Genomic DNA, 19,901 nt, shown 5'->3' with positions numbered 1-19,901 from the left:
CTTTTTGCTAAGTAACGGCCCACAATGAAATACAAAGATCTACGCGATTTTATCGATTTACTTGAAAAACGAGGCGAATTAAAACGCATCAGCCAAGAAATCGACCCGTATCTTGAGATGACCGAAATTGCCGATCGCACACTGCGTGCTAAAGGCCCCGCTTTATTATTTGAAAACCCGAAAGGGTATGACATGCCTGTTCTAGCTAACTTATTTGGTACACCTAAGCGTGTAGCAATGGGTATGGGCCAAGAAGATGTCAGTGAATTACGAGAAGTTGGTAAGTTATTAGCATTTTTAAAAGAGCCAGAGCCACCGAAAGGCATTAAAGAAGCCCTTGGACAAATTCCGGTATTTAAGCAAGTCCTTAATATGCCAGCCAAAGAAGTAAAAAAAGCGCCCTGCCAACAAGTTATTTTACAAGGTGACGATGTTGATTTAACCAAGCTTCCTATTCAGCATTGCTGGCCTGGTGATGCTGCGCCTTTAATTACCTGGGGTTTAACCGTTACCAAAGGGCCTTATAAAAAGCGTCAAAATTTAGGGATTTATCGCCAGCAGTTACTTGGCAAAAATAAAATTATTATGCGTTGGTTATCTCATCGTGGTGGCGCGCTTGATTTTCAAGAGTGGTGCAAAGAACACCCTGGTGAGCCGTATCCGGTATCAGTGGCATTAGGGGCTGATCCTGCCACAATTTTAGGGGCGGTTACTCCGGTCCCCGATACATTAAGCGAATATGCTTTTGCCGGTTTATTGCGTGGCAGTAAAACGGAAGTGGTTAAGTCTATTTCGAATGATTTACAAGTACCGGCCAGCGCAGAAATCGTGCTTGAAGGGCATATTATGCCAGATGAAATGGCACCTGAAGGCCCTTATGGCGACCATACGGGTTACTATAATGAAGTCGATGACTTTCCCGTTATGACAGTCACTCATATTACTCATCGTAAAGACCCTATTTATCACAGTACCTTTACGGGTCGTCCGCCTGATGAGCCAGCTATTTTAGGGGTGGCTTTAAACGAAGTATTTGTGCCAATTTTACAAAAACAGTTTCCAGAAATCGTTGATTTTTATTTACCGCCAGAGGGCTGCTCGTACCGTATGGCCGTGGTTACGATGAAAAAACAATACCCCGGGCACGCCAAGCGCGTAATGATGGGGGTTTGGTCATTCCTACGACAGTTTATGTACACTAAATTTGTTATTGTCTGCGACGATGACATTAACGCCCGAGATTGGAACGATGTAATATGGGCTATTACTACCCGTATGGATCCTGCACGCGACACCACGTTAATTGAAAACACGCCAATAGACTATTTAGACTTTGCATCGCCTGTCTCTGGCCTTGGTTCAAAAATGGGCATGGATGCAACCAACAAATGGCCTGGCGAAACAACCCGTGAGTGGGGCGAACCTATTGTTATGGATCAAGCCACTAAAGATCGCGTTGATGAACTTTGGGATAGCCTAGGTATTCTTTAACGACTTTGGTCTAGGCTATAAACTCACCCTGCGGATATGCTACTATTGCTCAAATAAAGTGCGTATCCGCTAATTTAAGGTAAAACATGCAAACATTACACGCTGACGTTGTTTCTATCAGTCCACTAACAGAATTTGTTCATAAAGTTATTTTAAAGCCGCAGCAACCCGTCACATTTGAAGCTGGCCAATATTTACAATTGGTTTTAGGTGAAAAAGATAAACGTGCGTTTTCAATTGCAAGCCGTCCTTCACAAACGGATGCTTTAGAATTACATATTGGTGCTTCAGTTGCTGACTCATATGCTATGCAATCGCTAGAGCACCTTCGTAGTGCCCACAATAATAATCAAACCGTGACTATTGAAGCGGGCTTAGGTGTTTCTCAACTACGTTTGCAGTGCGAGCGCCCCATTATTTTACTTGCTGGCGGCACAGGCTTCTCTTACGCAAAATCAATAGCCGATCACCTTGCTGAAATAAATTGTCAGCGCCCAGTGCTATTTTATTGGGGTGTTAAAGAAGAGTCTGCGCTGTATGCACACAGCGAAATGAAAGCTTGGGCAGATAGTCATAAGCACTTCGAATTTATTCCTGTGGTAGAAAATCCTACTGACAGCTGGACTGGCCATACTGGTTATGTGCATAAAGCTGTAATGGACGATATCATCTCGCTTGAACCTTACGATATTTACATGGCAGGTCGTTTTGACATGATAGGCATAGTGCGCGATGACTTTATTAGCCATGGCGCCATTCGCGAAAACATGTACGCGGATGCATTTGCTTTTATAAAATAACAGCAAATGCATCATTTTTAAGGCACCTTAGGGTGCCTTAATTGTTTTTATTGCCCGCCATTACCGCTGCGATGATTGTTATTACCTATTAAACTCATCAACATAAACAATTTCCTAAAATCCAATCTATAAACCATACTTTGTATAGAACATTCAGCGGGAGAAACCTAAATGCTAAATACAAAAGTAAAAGATTTTATGCAACACAAGTTGCCTCATATCACCCCTAATACAGAAATGACGACCGCCATTGCAGAACTACAAAAATTTAAATTGCTTGGTGCCCCAGTATTTGACGATAACAAGTTGCTAGTAGGTTTTATCTCTGAGCAAGAGCTACTTAAACCCCTAATGCAAAGCAGTTATTTTTGTGACGGTATGGTAAAAGTGTCGCAGTTGATGCAAACAGAAGTTGTGACGGTCAGCGGTGATACCAATATCATGGAATTAGCAGAACAAATGCAACCTGGTAAGCCAAAGAATTACCCTGTAGTTGATGGTGACGTTGTAGTTGGCATGATCAGCCGTGCCGATATTTTAAAAGCACTTTATGATAATTACGTTAGCTGTCAAACTCACATATAAACAAAAATGCCACTGTAAACAGTGGCATTTTTAATCGTATGGGTGATTAACGCTGTGCGACTTTGGTTTTGAGTGCCTGTTTATCTGCATCACTTAAATACGCAATTTCAAGTGCATTGGCTTGCGCTTTTTCCATATCAGCTTGCGATAAACCAGCTTGTGGCGCTGCAGTTGCATATTCGTACTCAATTTCAATCCCTTCAACAGCCGGATCATCGGTATTAATGCTGGCCAAAATGCCATGATCTAAAAACTGTTTAAGCGGATGCTTAGTTAAATCATTCACTGTGCTGGTTTGAATATTGCTGGTTAAGCACGATTCAATACCAATACGGTTATCACGTAAATAATCCATTAGCGTTGAGTCTTCAATCGCTTTAACGCCATGCCCTATTCTGCTTGCGCCAAGCTCGTTTAATGCTTGCCAAATACTTGCAGCACCCAATGCTTCGCCAGCATGCACAGTAACCGCTAAATATGCATCGCGTACTTGTTTAAAGTGATCAACAAACAGTTCACCAGGGTAACCAATTTCGTCACCGGCTAAATCAACCGCGACCAAATCATTTTTAAAAGCAAGTAAAGCATCCAGCTCGTGTTGACAGGTTTTAACACCGTAAGTACGAGATAAAATACCAATTAAGTTTGCTTTAATATCAGCATCTTTTGTTGCACTTTTAATACCATCGACCACGGCTTCAACAACGCCCTGAGGATGTAAACCTTGGCTTTGTGCCATGTAGTAAGGGCTAAAACGTAGCTCTACGTAATCAAGGCCTTGCGCTTGTGCATCTTCAATGTTCTCTATTGCAATTCGTCTACAGGCATCGTAATCACCCAGTACCGTGACCCCCCAATCAAGCTTTTGTAAAAAAGCCATTAGGTTTGGCTCAGGATCAATAACTTGAACATGAGGAATAAGTGCCTCAACATTATCTGCTGGTAAAGCTATATTAAACTGACGACCAAGTTCTAGTATGGTTTGCGCGCGTACATTCCCATCTAAGTGACGGTGAATATCTAGCAAAGGTATTTTTCTATTAATCATAGTAGCTACTCGGTTGAGTTAAAATTGCGCGAATGATACGCAGGTACAGTAATATTTCAAGTGTAGAATATTTAAAATGGCGCTTGGAGGTCTTATGTCTGCCTTTTGTACAAAAATACGTGTTACTTATCTAAGCGAGATAAATAATACCAAAGCGTTTTAAATAGCTCATCAGCTTCAATAGGCTTGGTCATGTAGCTATCCATTCCAGAGGCAATCGCTTTTTGAGCGTCTTGTTCGTGAGCGTTGGCGGATAAACCAATAATAGGTAAATCAAAAAAACCTAACTCATTACGAATCACTTTTGTTGCTTGTAAACCATCCATATTAGGCATTTGAATATCCATTAATACTAGGTCGTAGTTTTTTTCGCTAAGCATCGTAATCGCTTCTAAGCCATCATTTGCGATATCAGCAATACCGTGTTTAGTTTCTAAAATAGCACTTACAACATGTTGGTTTAATGGGTTGTCTTCCACTATAAGTAATTGATATTTTTCTAAAGAAATATTACTCACATCAATTTTTGATAAAGCATCAGCACTGTATTTGGCTTTTGGCAGCGATGAATGAACTGGTAAGCTAAAAGTAAACGTAGATCCATGCCCCTCACTGCTTTTTAAATCAATAGCCCCTCCCATCAATTCGACCAATTTTTTACAAATACTCAAACCTAAACCAGTACCACCGTACTGACGTGACGTTGAGCTATCTGCTTGAGAAAAGGGTTTAAAAAGCTGTTTTTGAGCTGCAGAGCTAATGCCAATCCCGGTATCGTTAACACTAAAATATGTCATTTTTGATGATTGCCAAATCTTTAACGTAATACAGCCCTTTGCGGTAAATTTTACTGCATTATTTAATAAATTAAGCAGAATTTGCTTTAAACGAATAGGATCGGTATTGAGAATTAAATGCGCATCGCTGTCATACTCTAATTTTAAAGAAAGCGATTTACTCTCCACCTCAAATTGCATTAAACCGACGATGTCCTCAGCTAATTGCTTGAGGTTCACAGGCTCTTGCATTAACTCAAGTTTACCGGCTTCCATTTTAGAAAAGTCGAGTACATCGTTTAACACTCTTAATAATACACTTAGAGCACCATCAGCTTGCTCTATATAGCCTTTTGCTTGCTGCCAATCCTGTTGTTGTAGCGCTAGATAGTGCATACCCTTTATGCCATTTATTGGCGTGCGTATTTCATGACTCATGTTGGCTAAAAACTGACTTTTTATAGCACTGGCTTCATCGGCCTTTTGTTTTTCTTGGCGTAGCGTGAGTGTTTGCTTTGCCACTTGTTCGCGAATCCGAATATTGGTAGCCGTCACAGAGATCAAAAATATAATTAACAACCACACAAATAACATACCCACTATTTGCGCTAGCCAGTATATGAACCACGATGATTTTAAAACGGGTTGATGCAGCTCAACGCGCCACATTCGCTGACCAATTAACAACTGATATTTTTTTAGTAACACCATAGAATGATGCTCTGCAATATAAAGTGGCTGCTGTTTTTCAGCATTATTAATATCAAAAAAACTAATCGCAATACGCTCATTAGAGTCAAACGACAGCGACTTAGAAAGTTTAGCTAAGCTAACCACGGCAACAACAAATCCTTTAAAATCGCCTTCTGTTACCACATTTCCAAAAACGGGATACATAAAGAGTACACTTAATTCATCGTTATTAGGTATCAGTGCTGTCGGTTCACTGATCACCAATTCATTAAGTACTTTAGATTTAGTGAGTGCTGTACGCACTTGCTCGTTTGAACCTAAATCAAACCCAACAATATCTTTCATACCCCTAAGTGGATTTATATATTTTACAGGGTAATAGAGCTCTCGATAGGGGGCTTTTTGCCATTGCCCATTCGCTGATTTTTGTTTGATAAACGGGTTTTCGCTATCAACTTGCTCAATCCATGATTGATACTCGGCACGAGAATCATCAGTAATCGCAGGAACCCATTTAAAAGCAAGTATTTCTTCACTGTAGCTTAATTGTTTAGCTGTAAACTGCGTAAACTCACTAAAACTAACGTCTTCACTATTTGCTAAAAAACCACTTAATAAAGATAGATGCGCAATGATCTCATCTAACTTTTGATTTATAGCGCTTTGAGTCGCAAGCACTTTCGTTTCTTGCTTTTGAGTGTCTTTTTGTTTTTTTACACTCGCTGCACCATAAAAACTAATACTAATAATCGCATAAATAAGTAATGCAGGAACAATAACTTGTAGCCGATGGCGCATCTCAGAATAGTGAAATACAGCTAATAGTAATGGGGTAAAAATTAATACGCCAATGCTGTCACCTATCCACCAAGTAATAAAATTATCCAGCGCATTCGCAGCAGGGATGATCTGGTTAAATACTAATAAACTCGTGCCAGCAATAGCGCCTATAACACAGCAGACAGGACCTGCAATTACTAAGCTTTGAATACTTAATTTTAACGATGAAAGGTCTAAAGGGGCTTTTATTACTTTTGTAATTATTTGCGCGCCAAGCCATGCTTGCAAAAAAGCAGCGAAGCTGAGGCCCACTGCATGTAACAAAATTTGCCAGTTTAAAATATCTGTAACATGGTCTAGATGAATTAAATTAATCAGTAAAGAACCAGCAATAATGCCTAAGTAAGCGCGATGGCGCCATAATAAAAAACTGGCTAGTGCAATGCCTGCAGGTGGCCAAGAAGCCACGGCATAGCCGTCTACTGCGAGTAATAAATTACTAAGATAACCAGTAAAAAAATAAGCGCATGCAAGACTAAAAGAGAGTGTAAACACATTTTTCATAGCCTTCGCTCCTGCGCTTTTAATTATTGATTTATAAAATATAATCCATTATTGATAGAGCACAAGCGCCTTATCTAATTGTGCGCTGTGTTTATAGCTTAGTATAGCTTGTTGTCGATACTGTGATTTGTTATCGCTATTAAGCGCTTTGTCGAATACTCGTGCAGCTAAATCATAATCACCTTGGGCATTCGCTAAACACGCCAGCGCTAATAATAACGCGTTATTGTGCTCGTCTTTTTTCAACCGCTCTTGAATGCTTGATTGCAACTTATATGCATTACTTGGCGCAGCTTCACGTAAAATGTCGGCAAGTTCAGTATGGTGCTTAGCGTGTTTGAGCATTTTAATTAACTCGTTTTCAATACTCGCCAACTGCCCTGTTTTGGCCATTTGGGCTAAATAAGCCGTATGCGCATGTGCTTGCAATTTCTTACCTAATTGCTGGTATTTACTGGTTAGCTCATCACTTGCTTGAGCAGCAAAATAAGCTGAAAACACCTGCTGCCACTGCTTATCGCTCAATGCATCTTTACGTAATAAGCGCGGTAAAAAATCTTCTAATATTTTAAAGTGCTGCTGTTGCACCAACACTTCAGTGTACAATTTAAGCTCAAGTACCGTGGCTTTTTTAGATTCAGCCGCCATCCGTATTTGCGGTTCAATAACACTGCTGTCGCCACTGGCTAACCATAGTTTAGCCACTTTAAGTTGTTGCTCTGGGCTGATTTCAAATAAACGCTCAAGCGCTTTATCTGGCTGATTATTTGCAAGTGCGGCTTTTGCTAATAATGCTAAACGTATATCGTCAAATTTAGCAGGCACACTGTTACTTGATAACGCGCTTTCCACTTGCGCGTAATCGTCATTAATCAAGCTCCACAGTGCTTGCTCTATAGCTGCATGCTTGCGCTCTTGGCTGCGAGCAAAAAATCCATGTTTGGTATTTCTGTAAATAGATAAACAGTAGCGTACGAGTTTATAAGTTAAATACAAAGCCGCTGCGCTCAGTGCCGCCATAATACAAAACGAAACAATCGTACCTTCTATGGTGGTGTTATTAAATGAAATCAGCACATAGCCTTTTTCATCTAACACGAAAGGAGTGATCGCTAATACCAATACAATAGCGACAATAAAAATGATCAACCCTATCATTGTGCCCACTCCTTAACTTGCTCAGTACTTTGCAATGTCACCTCAGGGCTAAAGTTAAGCGGCTCTTTTTCAAGGTTTACTAAAGTTTGTAGTACCACTTTTGTGGCATTATCATCTTGCTTAAAGTATTCATTAACCAAACGTTTTGTGTCGTTTAAGGCGCTAAAATAGATGCTGGCTTGCTTGCTCATTAGCGCATCTTGCGCCTGAGTAATATTGAGCTTTATGCGCTGATTAATCAGGTGGCGCTCTCTATCAGTTAATAGCGGCTCTATTAATACCCCTTCGTGATGGCGAATTGTAATAAAGCTATCAACTATTTTATTCCAGCTATTTCGGATGTTTTGTTGCCAATCACTCATATTTTCAGAGAGCGCGTTTTCGTCAGTTACTGACGCTTTTTCTGGCAAATTAACCGCATTAAATACCAAGTTATCGATACGATCTCTTACACTATTTAACTGTAAGTAAATCGCCTCTGTTGCAACGGGTTTAATGCTATCGAGCGTTTGTATGTCTTGTATAATTGCTTGGCGCAACTCAAGCGTGCCTGGGTGGTCGCTTAAAAGTGAATCTAAACGTTTAAGCACTGCACTTGTGCCTTGATAATCTTGTTCAGCCCACAATTTAAATTCAGCCATGCGTTGTAAGCTAGTCACTTCTTGTGGGTTTAATGTGTTACCACTTTGCTGCACTTTTTGCAGTGCTGCTTTTAATGCTTGCTGATTTTTTACAGAGTTTTCATTGAGCGCCATAGCAGTTTGCTCTTCGCTCTTTTGTAACGCTTGCTGTAGACTGAGTTGCTCAGACTTAAGATATTGCAGCTCTTGCTGCAATATCTTATTTTGCTCTGTTAATGCATTAACCGCTAAATTTTGCACTTTACCGGCATTGAGCTTTTGATAAAACTCATAACCCACGCCACTGGCAACAAGTAACGAAATCACCAACGCTAAACTGCCCACCTTACTCACTTTATGGGTATTATTTTGCGTTTGATTATTAGCTTTTGCAGTGTCGTTTTTAGCGGTATTAGACGTGTTATTGGCTATTGGTTGCGCTGCTGCTTTTTCTACTTTTGACGTCGCTGACTGTTCACTCATTTTGCTACCTTGCTGATTAATGCAGGCAAACATAGCGTGGTCGCTAGCCCCTGCCGCAGTATGTATATGTGTCGAATTTATTTTTTGCTGTTGTAAATAATCGCCAATACGCTCACTGGCAACATAAAATTCGCACTGTTGTAACCATGTTAGTTGCGCCGCGGTAAGGGTATTAAAAATGGCATCAACGGCGGCATTACTAGTAATGACTATACCGTGTACATTCTGGCTTTGCCAGTGGTCTATCCAGTCAGCGGGTTGTTGCGCTGCCGGCTCACGCTGATACACCACACAATTATTTAAAAAAGCACCGCGTTGTTTTAAGGTTTTTGCTATCTCAGGCCGCCCACCAATACCTTTAACCAACACGATATTACTGCCATCAACCTCAGCCAATGACTTAAGCGCCAGCAACCCCTCAGAATCATGTTGTTTTGGCAAAGCAGCACGTACACCAAATACTTCATAAATGGTGTCGGCTGTTTGTTGGCCAACACCATAAAACTGCGCTTTGGTGTTAATTGCAGGCTTAAGGGCACTCAGTGCATGTACTGCATCTTGCGAAACAAAAATAATTTTGTCGGCATTAACCAACGGGCTTAGCTCAACGCTGGTTGGGGTTAAATACGTTATTTTTAGAACAGGACATAAAGACGCTTGATAACCCGCTTGCTCAAGTTGCTGTGCAAGGGCTGCGCCTTTTCCTTCGGGCCGAGTTATCAAGATGTGTTTCATTATGCGTCTCGATATACGTCAGCAAGGATTTTATCTGCGCCTTGTGCTAAGAGTTTTTTAGCCAGCTCAACTCCTAATTTTTCCGCATCATCAACATGCCCACTAATTTCATCGCGTAAAATTTCGCTGCCATCAATCGCCCCAACTAAACCACGTAAATGCACTTGCTCACCATCAACCAATGCATAAGCACCAATCGGAACTTGGCAGCCCCCTTCTAAGTGGCGGTTCATTGCGCGCTCGGCATTAACACGAATACGAGTTTCACTGTGCTCCAGCGGAGCTAATAAGGCTTTAGTAACTTCATCATTTATACGGCATTCAATACCGACAGCACCTTGACCATTAGCAGGTAACGACACTTCTGGCTCAATAAAGTCACGAATACGTTCACCCATTTCTAAACGAATTAGCCCAGCCGCTGCGAGTATAATCGCATCGTATTGACCACTATCAAGCTTTGCTAAACGTGTATTTACATTGCCACGTAAGTCACGAATTTCTAAATCTGGACGCAACGCTCTGATTTGGCATTGGCGACGTAAACTTGAGGTGCCAACAATGGCGCCTTGCGGTAAAGCATCAATATTGGCAAAATTATTTGAGACAAATGCGTCACGCGAGTCTTCACGCTCACAAATAACGTGTAACTCTAAATCATCTGGAAATTCGACTGGCACATCTTTCATTGAATGCACTGCAATGTCTGCTCGCCCATCAAGCATGGCTTGTTCTAGTTCTTTTACAAATAAGCCTTTACCACCAATTTTAGCCAGTGGTGTATCTAAAATAATGTCACCTTGAGTCGACATAGGCACCAGCTCTACACGCACGTCATCGTGAAAATGCTCTAGCTGCGCTTTTACAAATTCAGCCTGCCACAGTGCCAATGCACTTTTACGAGTAGCAATGCGAACTAACTTTGTTTTTTCAGTCATAAAATATCCATTAATAATTACTGGGGTCTGTTGACCTTCCAGGATTAAAACCTGTTCTATCTGAGGGCGATTTAATCAGCTAAAATTCTAAATTCTTTTTGCGCAATGAGTAAACCTCGCTCATCAACCACATCAACGCGCCAATTCCCTAACTGGGAATCCATAATATTTTTAGTTGAGTAAGTTCGGTAGCGCGGAGAAGTAACTTTGAGCGACACTTCCGCCATCACTTCGCCTTCAAATAACCAAATATGCTTTACCTGCTGACCTTGTAAGTTTTTAAGCTCACTAAAAAATGACAATGATTCTTCAAATTGGCTTAAACGCACATCGGCGGCAAATACATTGGTTGGTTCACGATTACTCACACTGCGCGTTAATACGGCTCGGCTAATAGTAGCTGTATCTATTTTGGCACCAATGGCCACACTCGCAACTTGTGCTGATTCAGCAAATACTTTTTGCTCAGCCGGTTTTTCACTGGCCGTTTCGGTTTCAGGCGTTTGGTTATCTGTTGCAGCCATGGCTGCTTCTTCAGGCTCAGCAGTGAGCGTTGGCTCTACTTCTTGCTCAATAATACTTTGTTGAACTTTAGGCTCTGATGTTACTTTTTCGGTAGTAGGAGCTGGTTTTTGCTCATCTGGGGAAAGGATTTTAGGTGCTGCAATTGCGACACTACTCAGCGGCTCCTCATCAGCATCTGTTGCGTTTTCACTCTCTGCTGATGCTGCAGTATCATTGCTTAGCGACACAATTGCTGTTTGTTGCTCAGTAAAATCGAGCTGCTCATTAGGATGCGGCGCCCCTTGATCAGCATTCACAGCGCTAGACAGGCCGTAAATAACCGCTGCAGAGGTCATAATCACCAACATAGAAATACTCACAATCCGACGCCAATGCCACTCATAGCTCACGCTGGGTTCGCTAACCTGTGGTTCACGTTTTACATTTGCTGTTATTACTATTTTTTGACTCATTTTGACCCTCAGCGGCTCCTAAACTAACTTAAGCGAGAAATTAACCATTGGCGCACAGCTTGTAACTCTTGTGTACAAACCTGATGCCCCATAGGGTATTCTTGCCAACTCACATCCATGTTATGCGTTGATAATACTTCAAACGCACTTCTACCCGCGCTATGCGGTACAACGTCATCTTGGCTCCCATGAGCCATAAATATATTTAGCTGTGTTTGCTTTGCTTCATCAGCCAATTTATGTGGCACACACATATAGGTTGATAGTGCCATAACGCCAGCAAGCTTTTGCTCTAAACGCGGGGCTAAATGTAGCGATATGACGCCACCTTGTGAAAATCCCGCTAAAATAATTTTGTTCGCCGGTATGCCGTTAGCAATTTCTTGCGTTATTAATTGCTCAACTTTTTCTGCAGACTTCCTAACCCCTTGCTCATCTGCACGTTTGTCTAAATCCATCGATTTAATGTCATACCATGAGCGCATCTGCATACCGCCGTTAATAGTAACAGCCTGCATAGGCGCATGCGGAAAGATAAAACGCACACCTAGTTCACTGGGTAAATCGAGCTGTGGCGCTACTGGGGCAAAACCATCACCTGAATCACCCAAACCATGTAGCCAAATAACCGTGGCTTTATGCGTTCCCTGAGCTGGGTATTGAACAAACTCTAAACTCATAGCGATGATTGCCACTTAATTTCTTGACCCGCTTGACGTGTTGACGCTTCATTGATGAAACTCCAAAACTCTGCGCCTGAGCGGTTATCAATCCATTGACCATCACGCATTTCAAAATGGTGACCGTTAAATTTTGTTGCCACCCACACTTGATGCAACGGTGCTTGCTTATTAATCACAATTTTACTGCGATCTGGAAAAATAATTTCTAAAATACCTTGAGCCGATTCATAATCTAAATCTGCTTCACAATCATCAACTTGTTCTTCAATTGTGAACATAAGAGCTTCTGCTAACTGGTGATATTCGTGATCAGTCATCGTTAATTTCCTTTGCAGGCAAGACGCCTAAATAATGGGTGCATGTTTGTACAGCTAGTGTAACAGGAATAAAATCATCCGCGAATAGCTGCATTTTTTAGATATTCTGTTACTCTGCGATTATAAAGCCAGCAACCGTATTAATCTAATGAAAGCGACATATACCTTACAATTAAAACAACTATTAATCAGCACCGTTTTGTTGTGTGCGTTAGCTGGCTGTGGTCAAAGCGGCCCGCTGTACTTACCAGAGCAGCCTACTGAACAAAATCAGCCAACAGACACCCCCAACAAGCAAACACCTATTGAGCAAAAACAGGAGCAGTAAATGGATTTTTTTAATTATAAAAACAACCAACTATTTGCTGAAGATGTCAGCGTAGCAACGATTGCACAGCACTATGGTACACCGTGTTATGTGTATTCAAGAGCGACGTTTGAACGCCATTATTTAGCGTTTGCCAATGCAGCTCAAGATCATAAAAGCCTAGTGTGCTACGCCGTTAAAGCAAATTCAAATATTGCAGTATTAAATATACTGGCGCGACTTGGTGCGGGTTTTGACATTGTTTCAAAAGGCGAGCTCGCGCGGGTCATCAAAGCGGGAGGCGCAGCCAATAAAGTGGTGTTTTCTGGGGTTGCTAAAACCGCTGACGAAATTGCTTATGCGTTAGAATTAGGTATTAAATGTTTTAACGTTGAATCAATCTCAGAGCTTGAGCGCATTTCAGAAGTAGCGTGTGAGCTTAATCTAGACGCGCCAATTTCTATTCGTGTTAATCCTGATATTGATGCTAAAACACACCCGTATATTTCTACTGGCCTAAAAGAAAACAAATTTGGCATTGGTATCGAAACCGCGTTAAGTGTGTACCAACATGCTGCGTCGTTACCTGGCTTAAATATAGTTGGGGTTGATTGTCACATTGGCTCACAGCTGACACAAACCAAACCGTTTTTAGAGGCGCTTGATAAACTACTGGCATTAATTGATGAGTTAAAAAATGCAGGTATTGAGTTAAGCCATTTAGATATTGGTGGAGGCCTTGGCGTAACCTACGACGACGAACAGCCTCCCCACCCGAGTGAGTATGCAGCACAAGTAACACAGCGCCTTACTAATTATCGCCACCTTGAACTGATTTTTGAACCAGGGCGAGCTATTGCCGCCAACGCTGGGATTTTAGTGACTCAGGTTGAGTTTATTAAGCAAAATCAAGACAAGTACTTTGCGATTGTTGATGCGGGTATGAATGACATGTTGCGCCCATCACTTTATCAAGCGTGGCAAAAAATTATTCCTGTCTCGGTGCGTGATGACGAAACACCTACCCACAACTATGATGTGGTTGGGCCGGTGTGTGAAACCGGTGACTTTTTAGGTAAAGACCGCCCTCTAGCACTCAAACAAGGTGACTTATTAGTGCAGCGAAGCGCTGGAGCATACGGCTTTACAATGAGTTCAAATTATAACTCACGCCCACGGGTTGCCGAAATAATGGTAGATGGTGAGCAACATCATCTTATTCGCGAACGCGAAACCATCGAGAGCCTGTACCAAGGTGAGAAAATTTTACCATAAACGTTTTTGTTACCTAGCTGCTCTGTGGCATGATTAGCGCAGAGCAAAACCGAATTAGAGCGCTATGTTAGTTAATTTTTCCAAAATGCACGGCTTAGGTAACGACTTTGTTGTGATTGATAATATTACACAAAACGTTTTTTTATCCCGTGATCAAATCAAAAAGCTGGCCGATCGCCATTTCGGCATTGGGTTTGACCAATTACTGATGGTTGAAGCCCCTTACTCACCCGATCTCGATTTTCACTATCGGATTTTTAATGCCGACGGCCACGAAGTAGAACAATGTGGTAACGGCGCCCGTTGCTTTGCCCGCTTTGTGCGCATGAAAGGCTTAACCAATAAACATAAAATTAGCGTTTCAACTAAATCTGGTAACCTCACCCTGTATATTGAAAAAGACGGCCAAGTAACGGTTAACATGGGACACCCTAATTTTGAGCCGAGTAAAATCCCGCTTAAAGCAACCAAACGTGAGCTGACTTATATTATTCGTGCAGAAGAACATACCGTTTTTAGTGGTGCTGTTTCTATGGGTAACCCGCATTGCGTCATGGAAGTAGACAACATTGAAACGGCACAAGTGAGTACCCTTGGCCCGTTGCTTGAAAATCATGAACGTTTTCCACAGCGCGCAAATATTGGCTTTATGCAGGTTATTTCTCAAGAACACATTAAACTCAGAGTGTGGGAACGTGGTGTAAGCGAAACACTTGCTTGTGGTACCGGTGCGTGTGCCGCTATGGTGATTGGCTTTATTCAAAACAAGCTCACCAGCACAGTGCAAGTTGATTTACCAGGCGGTAGCTTACAAGTTCGCTGGAGTGGCGAAGGCCACCCAGTGCGTATGACAGGCCCCGCTGAACATGTATTTGATGGGCAAGTTGCACTATGAGTGAATTAACTAAACAGCAAGTAATAGATTACTTACAACAGCACCCTGATTTTTTAATAAATCAACCTGCGCTATTAGCGCAACTTGAGTTACAACAGCAAGTTCAGGGTGCGACTTCGTTAGTACATATTCAGCAACGTCAACTACGTGAACATAATACTCAGTTAAAACATCAAATCGAGACGATGACCAAGTATGCCACGCAAAATGAACTCGTGTACCGCTTGTTCAGTCAATGCCATCGTCAGCTTTGGAGTAATTACGACTTTAATACTTTGGCAAGTAACTTACGCAACATTATTTGCATGAGCCCGACTATTAATGAGTGCAAACTCGTAAGATACGACAGCGCGTTTGAGGGCTTAGTAAAGCATAGATTGTCAGATAGTAATCATTATTTAGGGCGGGTAAATCAGCAAGAGCGCGACTTACTCTTTAACGAGGATACCCAATCGACCGCCCTGTATTTAATTGGCGAACCCACTAACCCCTACGCAATTTTGGCTTTTGGCAGCCACGATGAGAACCACTTTGAGCCCTCACAAGATAACTTATTTGTGTTAGATTTTGTACGCTCATTACAAATACGGTTACTGGAACTGGCATGAGCGACGACACGCCAAATATTAGCGACTTAAGCGATAGCTGGCGTACACCCATTACATTATTTAGTGACTACTTAAAATTTGAACGTCAGTATTCAGCGCACACCGTCAATCAATATGTTAGCCAATTAGGTTTTGCCGCCTTGTATTTTAATAAGCTATGCGACAATTGGTTTGCCGTACAAAGTGAGCACATTCGCCGTTACAGCATGGCGCTGCGTGCTAAGCAACTGAGCGGCAGAACAATCAGCTTAAAGCTAAGCTGCATTCGAAGTTTATATAAGTTTTTAAAAGCAAAAAATATTACTGAGCAACCGCATTACCATAACCCCGCGCAAGGGATAAAAGGCCCTAAATTTGCCAAGCCTTTACCTAAAAATCTTGATGTTGACCAAATGGCACGTTTACTCGAAATACCCGATGACGATCCACTTGCCATTCGAGATAAAGCCATGATGGAACTCATGTATTCATCAGGTCTGCGCATTAGCGAGTTAGTTGGTGCTAACATGCAGGATATAAACGCCCGTAATGGTGAAATACTGGTACGTGGTAAAGGTGCAAAAGAACGGCTAATACCGGTTGGCTCTAAGGCCCTTGAGGCATTAAAGAAATGGCTCGCGGTTCGGCCGCTATTTATGGGCGCAGACGAACACGCGGTATTTTTAAGTAGTAAAAAAAACCGTATCTCTGTGCGCCAAGTCCGTTTGCGAATGCAAGAATGGGGCATTAAACAAGGTATAAGCTCACAAGTGCATCCGCATAAATTACGCCACTCATTTGCGTCGCATATTTTAGAATCGTCTGGCGATTTACGAGCAGTACAGGAGCTATTAGGCCACAGTAGTTTATCTGCAACCCAAGTTTATACTCATTTAGATTTTCAGCACTTGGCTAAGGTGTACGACAACACCCATCCACGTGCTAAAAAACGAACCGATTAGGGTAATAACCATGATCCGATTTAATCGCGCAATTTCTCCTTTTTCTGTACTAAGCTTTGACTTAGACGACACCTTATACGACAACCGCCCAATCATAACCGCAGCCGTTCAGGCGCAAATTGATTATTTAAATGCGCTGCCAGGCTATAAAAAACAGGGGCCACAGTTTTGGCAACAATGCCGTGAGCGAGTTGTTCAACACCAACCTGAACTCATTGATAACGTCACTCAGTGGCGTAAACATACCCTACGCTTAGTTTTGTCTGAGCTTGGTTTTAAAGACGATGAAGTAGAGCATCATGCACACAGTGCTTATCAAGCATTTGCTGATGCGCGCAGTAATATTGAAGTGAGCGAAGACGTACTAACATTGCTCGATAAACTAAGCCAGCACTACAAATTAATTGCCATTACTAACGGTAATGTAGAGGTTGAGCGTTTTAATTTAAAAGATAAGTTTGAACTAGTGCTGCAGGCTGGCTTGCACGGTAAAGCTAAACCACATACGACCTTATTTGATCAAGCTGCAACACATTTGCGTATTAACAACAGTGAAATTTTACACATAGGTGACAGCCTTGATAGCGATGTGCAAGGTGCTAATAACGCTGGCTGCCAGTCTGTGTGGTTAAATAATCAAGCACAAGCCTATGCCTACAAAGGACTTGCTGATATTGAAATAACCAACATTCATGCGTTAACCCACTTAATTGGTAAATAAACTATGCTTGTTTTATTGGCTCAATTGAATATAAATCAATCATAAGATAGGTTAGGGGTAATTACTTAACAATATCTTATAATAACAAGGACAGCGTATGACACTCACAAACTACTTAACAACGCTCGCGAATGAGCCTAAGAGCATTGGTTTTGCTGATACTATGGCCGTTATTGATGAGCATTATACTTTTACAGCGTGCAGTTTTAGTAACCATGGGTTATTGAGCTCTGCGAGTGAAAATAACGGTTCATGCAAAATTTTTGCGTTTGCTAAGCTCAATGGTCTTAGTAAGCAAAATACATTAGATTGTTTTGGGGCATTTTATCGCGAAGACGTACTAAACAACCCAGATGCAGACGATCACATGAATATTCGCACCTTTATGTTAGCGCCTGAAGCCACCCCATTTTTAGGTATTACCTTTGATGGTACGCCATTAACAGCAAAAAAATAACGCTCCAATCAGCGTTATTTAGCCACTATTAGCGGTTTTTCCATAAAGTAACGAGTGCCATTAAGTGGGTAATTATCAAGTTGATATTTAACTTGGTAACCCCGTTTTTCATAAAAAGGCTTGGCTTGAAAATCTAAGGTGTCAAGCTGAGCCTGAGCAGCGCCTTGTTCAATTGCCGCGTGTTCTAATGACATTAATAACAAATCAGCCAAGCCATTGCCTCGTGCAGATTCATCGCACCATAACCAGCTTATTAGCAACCAGTTACCAAACACATGACCGCTTATGCCTGCAACTAACTCACCTTGTTTATCGAGATATTTAAAGCCAAGAGGTTGACGCTGTGCGTCGAAGTGCTGAGCATTAAACTCAAGCATGTGCGCGCGCAGTGCTTGATTTAATTGCTCAGAATTATCGGGATGTAATAGGTGCATTGGATGATTCCAAATAGACCTATATTAGCAAATACCTGATATTAAAACAGGTTGTTTTGCCCAAAGGGCACTTCGAGCATATTACTGGAAATTTTTTCCGGTTGACCACACATTTCATCATAAGCACTGGTGTGCCTTAGCATCATTTGTGCATAGGCGATATCTTCAAAGCGTTTTTGAATATGTAATGGGCTTAGTGCCTTCACAAATTCACCATTACTTTCTTGTACATAGTATTCAACATTATTAATGACAACAGACACTTGGTACAAGGCCATTTCCAGTGAATGAACAACCACTTTTTGTAATGGCTGATGCTTTTTTAGTTCTGAAAATTGAATACCCATAGTAACCTACCTACTGTTAAATTAACTGTCCAAGTAATCAATACGCAGCTTTGCTATAATCGCGATCAATATTTTTTAATTACACGGCATTATGGATACAAAAATTCGACTTGCTAAATACATTGCTCATGCCGGTATTTGCTCACGAAAACAAGCGTCGCGCTTGATTGATGAAGGCGTTGTCATCGTTAATAATCGCCCCGCTAATCATATTGATCATGTGGACGAAAACGACCGTGTTATCGTTAATGGCCACGCCATTAAAGGCCCAGCCGATTTAGTGTACTTTGCCTATCACAAACCGGTAGGGATTGACTGTAAACTCAATCATCACGACCCCAGCAGCCTTATCCATCACCTGCCTCAACTTACCCGTGTTTACCCTATTGGCCGCCTTGATAAAGATTCTCGTGGTTTAATTATCTTGACCAACGACGGAGACTTTTGTAATCAACTGATTCATCCAGACTTTCATCAACCCAAACGCTACTTAGTCACTGTGAATAAACCATTAGACGCGCATTTTTGTGAAAAAATGGCAGCAGGCGTCCCCGTTGATAAGCAAATAACACGACCTTGTGAAGCAGTTAAAATAGCGAGTAATCAATTTAGTATTGTTTTAAAACAAGGGCTCAACAGGCAAATACGTAAAATGGCGCATTACTGTGGCTACACAGTCATTGATTTATACCGCGTACAGATCAGTGAATTATTATTAGATAATTTAAACCTCCCAGAAAACCACTTTATAAAAATTAACAAAAACGATATTTTAAGCCAATAAGCTCACATTAATCCCCTTCCTTTAGCGTGATTAAAAAACAAAAAATAAACTTGCAAAAATAGATTACAGGTGTAGTCTTAAATAAAAGATTACACTTGTAGGCAATAAAATGATCGAATTATCAAAAGCAGAATTTGAAGTGCTGGATGCACTCTGGATTAACTACCCCGCCACAGCCAGCCAAATTATTGAGCGTTTAAGTGACGATAAACAATGGCACGAAAAAACCATTAAAACCTTATTGGGTCGTTTAGTAAAAAAAGGCGCGCTTAGCTTTGAAAAAGACGGCCGCCAATATATTTATACGCCATGTATTGCCCGTGCTGATTATACTTTAAAAGAGAGTAAGAACTTCATAGAGCGCTTTTTTAGTGGTCGTATTGCCCCTTTGGTAAGTGGCTTCGCTAAATCGGAGCAACTCTCTCAGCAAGATATAAACGAGCTTAAAAAAGTCATTGATGACTGGGAAAAGAATCAAAAGTAA

At 41.4% G+C, this 19,901-nt stretch carries 22 protein-coding genes; 12 read left to right on the top strand and 10 right to left on the bottom strand.

The features are described from left to right. Positions 1 to 24 precede the first annotated feature (24 nt). The 3 genes from ubiD to ACTRWE_RS06700 all read left to right on the top strand — a co-directional run bounded on the left by ubiD (position 25) and on the right by ACTRWE_RS06700 (position 2,876). A complete protein-coding gene (ubiD, locus tag ACTRWE_RS06710) occupies positions 25 to 1,491 on the top strand; it encodes a 4-hydroxy-3-polyprenylbenzoate decarboxylase (RefSeq protein WP_462879711.1) in 1,467 nt (488 codons plus the stop codon). Between the two features lie 86 nt (positions 1,492 to 1,577). Continuing rightward, a complete protein-coding gene (fre, locus tag ACTRWE_RS06705; protein ID WP_462879710.1) occupies positions 1,578 to 2,291 on the top strand; it encodes an NAD(P)H-flavin reductase in 714 nt (237 codons plus the stop codon). Positions 2,292 to 2,462: 171 nt separating this feature from the next. Continuing rightward, positions 2,463 to 2,876: a CBS domain-containing protein gene (locus ACTRWE_RS06700; RefSeq protein WP_013463737.1), complete on the top strand. Its 414-nt coding sequence runs from the start codon at positions 2,463 to 2,465 to the stop codon at positions 2,874 to 2,876. A 46-nt stretch (positions 2,877 to 2,922) separates the two neighbouring features. Here the strand turns inward: ACTRWE_RS06700 and add are convergent, their stop codons facing one another. The 8 genes from add to cyaY all read right to left on the bottom strand — a co-directional run bounded on the left by add (position 2,923) and on the right by cyaY (position 12,648). After that, positions 2,923 to 3,924 carry an adenosine deaminase gene (add, locus tag ACTRWE_RS06695; RefSeq protein ID WP_024601988.1) on the bottom strand — a complete coding sequence of 334 codons (1,002 nt, stop codon included), beginning with the start codon at positions 3,922 to 3,924 and terminating at the stop codon, positions 2,923 to 2,925. A gap of 122 nt (positions 3,925 to 4,046) precedes the next feature. Further along, positions 4,047 to 6,737, bottom strand: a complete 2,691-nt coding sequence (locus tag ACTRWE_RS06690; RefSeq protein ID WP_350606787.1) for an ATP-binding protein — start codon at positions 6,735 to 6,737, stop codon at positions 4,047 to 4,049. A gap of 48 nt (positions 6,738 to 6,785) precedes the next feature. After that, on the bottom strand, positions 6,786 to 7,895 hold the full coding sequence (locus ACTRWE_RS06685) for a heme biosynthesis HemY N-terminal domain-containing protein (RefSeq protein WP_462879709.1): 1,110 nt from the start codon (positions 7,893 to 7,895) through the stop codon (positions 6,786 to 6,788). Continuing rightward, positions 7,892 to 9,733: a uroporphyrinogen-III C-methyltransferase gene (locus tag ACTRWE_RS06680; RefSeq protein ID WP_462879708.1), complete on the bottom strand. Its 1,842-nt coding sequence runs from the start codon at positions 9,731 to 9,733 to the stop codon at positions 7,892 to 7,894. Before ACTRWE_RS06680 ends, ACTRWE_RS06685 begins: the two co-directional genes overlap by 4 nt. Continuing rightward, entirely contained in the window at positions 9,733 to 10,671 is a 939-nt protein-coding gene (hemC, locus tag ACTRWE_RS06675) for a hydroxymethylbilane synthase (protein ID WP_462879707.1), read from the bottom strand. The genes ACTRWE_RS06680 and hemC overlap by 1 nt, the downstream gene beginning before the upstream one ends. Positions 10,672 to 10,742: 71 nt before the next feature. Then, positions 10,743 to 11,648 carry a DUF2914 domain-containing protein gene (locus tag ACTRWE_RS06670; protein WP_350606779.1) on the bottom strand — a complete coding sequence of 302 codons (906 nt, stop codon included), beginning with the start codon at positions 11,646 to 11,648 and terminating at the stop codon, positions 10,743 to 10,745. A gap of 23 nt (positions 11,649 to 11,671) precedes the next feature. Further along, positions 11,672 to 12,328 (bottom strand): alpha/beta hydrolase, encoded by a 657-nt coding sequence (locus ACTRWE_RS06665; protein WP_350606801.1) that lies wholly within the window; start codon positions 12,326 to 12,328, stop codon positions 11,672 to 11,674. After that, positions 12,325 to 12,648, bottom strand: coding sequence for an iron donor protein CyaY (cyaY, locus tag ACTRWE_RS06660; protein ID WP_013463729.1), 324 nt, complete (start codon positions 12,646 to 12,648; stop codon positions 12,325 to 12,327). Before cyaY ends, ACTRWE_RS06665 begins: the two co-directional genes overlap by 4 nt. Positions 12,649 to 12,796: 148 nt before the next feature. Between cyaY and lptM the strand changes: the two genes are divergently transcribed. The 7 genes from lptM (at position 12,797) to ACTRWE_RS06625 (ending at position 17,852) form a co-directional block, all read left to right on the top strand. Continuing rightward, positions 12,797 to 12,976: an LPS translocon maturation chaperone LptM gene (gene lptM, locus ACTRWE_RS06655; RefSeq protein WP_013463728.1), complete on the top strand. Its 180-nt coding sequence runs from the start codon at positions 12,797 to 12,799 to the stop codon at positions 12,974 to 12,976. After that, the gene (lysA, locus tag ACTRWE_RS06650) at positions 12,977 to 14,230 is read left to right on the top strand and encodes a diaminopimelate decarboxylase (RefSeq protein WP_024601982.1); all 1,254 of its coding nucleotides are present in this window, start codon (positions 12,977 to 12,979) and stop codon (positions 14,228 to 14,230) included. A 64-nt stretch (positions 14,231 to 14,294) separates the two neighbouring features. Then, positions 14,295 to 15,125 (top strand): diaminopimelate epimerase, encoded by an 831-nt coding sequence (dapF, locus tag ACTRWE_RS06645; protein WP_462879706.1) that lies wholly within the window; start codon positions 14,295 to 14,297, stop codon positions 15,123 to 15,125. After that, on the top strand, positions 15,122 to 15,733 hold the full coding sequence (locus tag ACTRWE_RS06640) for a DUF484 family protein (RefSeq protein ID WP_064663178.1): 612 nt from the start codon (positions 15,122 to 15,124) through the stop codon (positions 15,731 to 15,733). Before dapF ends, ACTRWE_RS06640 begins: the two co-directional genes overlap by 4 nt. After that, positions 15,730 to 16,674, top strand: coding sequence for a tyrosine recombinase XerC (locus ACTRWE_RS06635; protein ID WP_013463724.1), 945 nt, complete (start codon positions 15,730 to 15,732; stop codon positions 16,672 to 16,674). The genes ACTRWE_RS06640 and ACTRWE_RS06635 overlap by 4 nt, the downstream gene beginning before the upstream one ends. Before the next feature lie 10 nt (positions 16,675 to 16,684). Beyond that, the gene (locus tag ACTRWE_RS06630; RefSeq protein WP_013463723.1) at positions 16,685 to 17,395 is read left to right on the top strand and encodes an HAD-IA family hydrolase; all 711 of its coding nucleotides are present in this window, start codon (positions 16,685 to 16,687) and stop codon (positions 17,393 to 17,395) included. A gap of 97 nt (positions 17,396 to 17,492) precedes the next feature. Continuing rightward, on the top strand, positions 17,493 to 17,852 hold the full coding sequence (locus ACTRWE_RS06625) for a HopJ type III effector protein (protein ID WP_033103666.1): 360 nt from the start codon (positions 17,493 to 17,495) through the stop codon (positions 17,850 to 17,852). A 14-nt stretch (positions 17,853 to 17,866) separates the two neighbouring features. On the opposite strand, the gene ACTRWE_RS06620 is transcribed toward ACTRWE_RS06625, so the two are convergent. Then, on the bottom strand, positions 17,867 to 18,286 hold the full coding sequence (locus ACTRWE_RS06620) for a GNAT family N-acetyltransferase (RefSeq protein WP_462879705.1): 420 nt from the start codon (positions 18,284 to 18,286) through the stop codon (positions 17,867 to 17,869). Between the two features lie 41 nt (positions 18,287 to 18,327). Further along, the gene (locus ACTRWE_RS06615; protein ID WP_013463720.1) at positions 18,328 to 18,633 is read right to left on the bottom strand and encodes a DUF6482 family protein; all 306 of its coding nucleotides are present in this window, start codon (positions 18,631 to 18,633) and stop codon (positions 18,328 to 18,330) included. Positions 18,634 to 18,724: 91 nt separating this feature from the next. Between ACTRWE_RS06615 and ACTRWE_RS06610 the strand changes: the two genes are divergently transcribed. Together ACTRWE_RS06610 and ACTRWE_RS06605 are read left to right on the top strand one after the other, a co-directional pair. Beyond that, positions 18,725 to 19,417 (top strand): pseudouridine synthase, encoded by a 693-nt coding sequence (locus ACTRWE_RS06610; RefSeq protein ID WP_024601978.1) that lies wholly within the window; start codon positions 18,725 to 18,727, stop codon positions 19,415 to 19,417. Positions 19,418 to 19,526: 109 nt separating this feature from the next. Further along, positions 19,527 to 19,901 (top strand): BlaI/MecI/CopY family transcriptional regulator, encoded by a 375-nt coding sequence (locus ACTRWE_RS06605; RefSeq protein WP_016900222.1) that lies wholly within the window; start codon positions 19,527 to 19,529, stop codon positions 19,899 to 19,901.

The sequence above is a fragment of the Pseudoalteromonas sp. G5_S1_54_S4 genome (assembly GCF_054968565.1).
Note: the sequence above shows the minus strand (reverse complement) of the source record. Positions and strands in the feature narration are given on the sequence as shown.

Coding starts and splice junctions, on each gene's coding strand:
- ubiD (WP_462879711.1), top strand. CDS start 25: ATGAAATACAAAGATCTACGCGATTTTATCGATTTACTTGAAAAACGA.
- fre (WP_462879710.1), top strand. CDS start 1,578: ATGCAAACATTACACGCTGACGTTGTTTCTATCAGTCCACTAACAGAA.
- ACTRWE_RS06700 (WP_013463737.1), top strand. CDS start 2,463: ATGCTAAATACAAAAGTAAAAGATTTTATGCAACACAAGTTGCCTCAT.
- add (WP_024601988.1), bottom strand. CDS start 3,924: ATGATTAATAGAAAAATACCTTTGCTAGATATTCACCGTCACTTAGAT.
- ACTRWE_RS06690 (WP_350606787.1), bottom strand. CDS start 6,737: ATGAAAAATGTGTTTACACTCTCTTTTAGTCTTGCATGCGCTTATTTT.
- ACTRWE_RS06685 (WP_462879709.1), bottom strand. CDS start 7,895: ATGATAGGGTTGATCATTTTTATTGTCGCTATTGTATTGGTATTAGCG.
- ACTRWE_RS06680 (WP_462879708.1), bottom strand. CDS start 9,733: ATGAAACACATCTTGATAACTCGGCCCGAAGGAAAAGGCGCAGCCCTT.
- hemC (WP_462879707.1), bottom strand. CDS start 10,671: ATGACTGAAAAAACAAAGTTAGTTCGCATTGCTACTCGTAAAAGTGCA.
- ACTRWE_RS06670 (WP_350606779.1), bottom strand. CDS start 11,648: ATGAGTCAAAAAATAGTAATAACAGCAAATGTAAAACGTGAACCACAG.
- ACTRWE_RS06665 (WP_350606801.1), bottom strand. CDS start 12,328: ATGAGTTTAGAGTTTGTTCAATACCCAGCTCAGGGAACGCATAAAGCC.
- cyaY (WP_013463729.1), bottom strand. CDS start 12,648: ATGACTGATCACGAATATCACCAGTTAGCAGAAGCTCTTATGTTCACA.
- lptM (WP_013463728.1), top strand. CDS start 12,797: ATGAAAGCGACATATACCTTACAATTAAAACAACTATTAATCAGCACC.
- lysA (WP_024601982.1), top strand. CDS start 12,977: ATGGATTTTTTTAATTATAAAAACAACCAACTATTTGCTGAAGATGTC.
- dapF (WP_462879706.1), top strand. CDS start 14,295: ATGTTAGTTAATTTTTCCAAAATGCACGGCTTAGGTAACGACTTTGTT.
- ACTRWE_RS06640 (WP_064663178.1), top strand. CDS start 15,122: ATGAGTGAATTAACTAAACAGCAAGTAATAGATTACTTACAACAGCAC.
- ACTRWE_RS06635 (WP_013463724.1), top strand. CDS start 15,730: ATGAGCGACGACACGCCAAATATTAGCGACTTAAGCGATAGCTGGCGT.
- ACTRWE_RS06630 (WP_013463723.1), top strand. CDS start 16,685: ATGATCCGATTTAATCGCGCAATTTCTCCTTTTTCTGTACTAAGCTTT.
- ACTRWE_RS06625 (WP_033103666.1), top strand. CDS start 17,493: ATGACACTCACAAACTACTTAACAACGCTCGCGAATGAGCCTAAGAGC.
- ACTRWE_RS06620 (WP_462879705.1), bottom strand. CDS start 18,286: ATGCACCTATTACATCCCGATAATTCTGAGCAATTAAATCAAGCACTG.
- ACTRWE_RS06615 (WP_013463720.1), bottom strand. CDS start 18,633: ATGGGTATTCAATTTTCAGAACTAAAAAAGCATCAGCCATTACAAAAA.
- ACTRWE_RS06610 (WP_024601978.1), top strand. CDS start 18,725: ATGGATACAAAAATTCGACTTGCTAAATACATTGCTCATGCCGGTATT.
- ACTRWE_RS06605 (WP_016900222.1), top strand. CDS start 19,527: ATGATCGAATTATCAAAAGCAGAATTTGAAGTGCTGGATGCACTCTGG.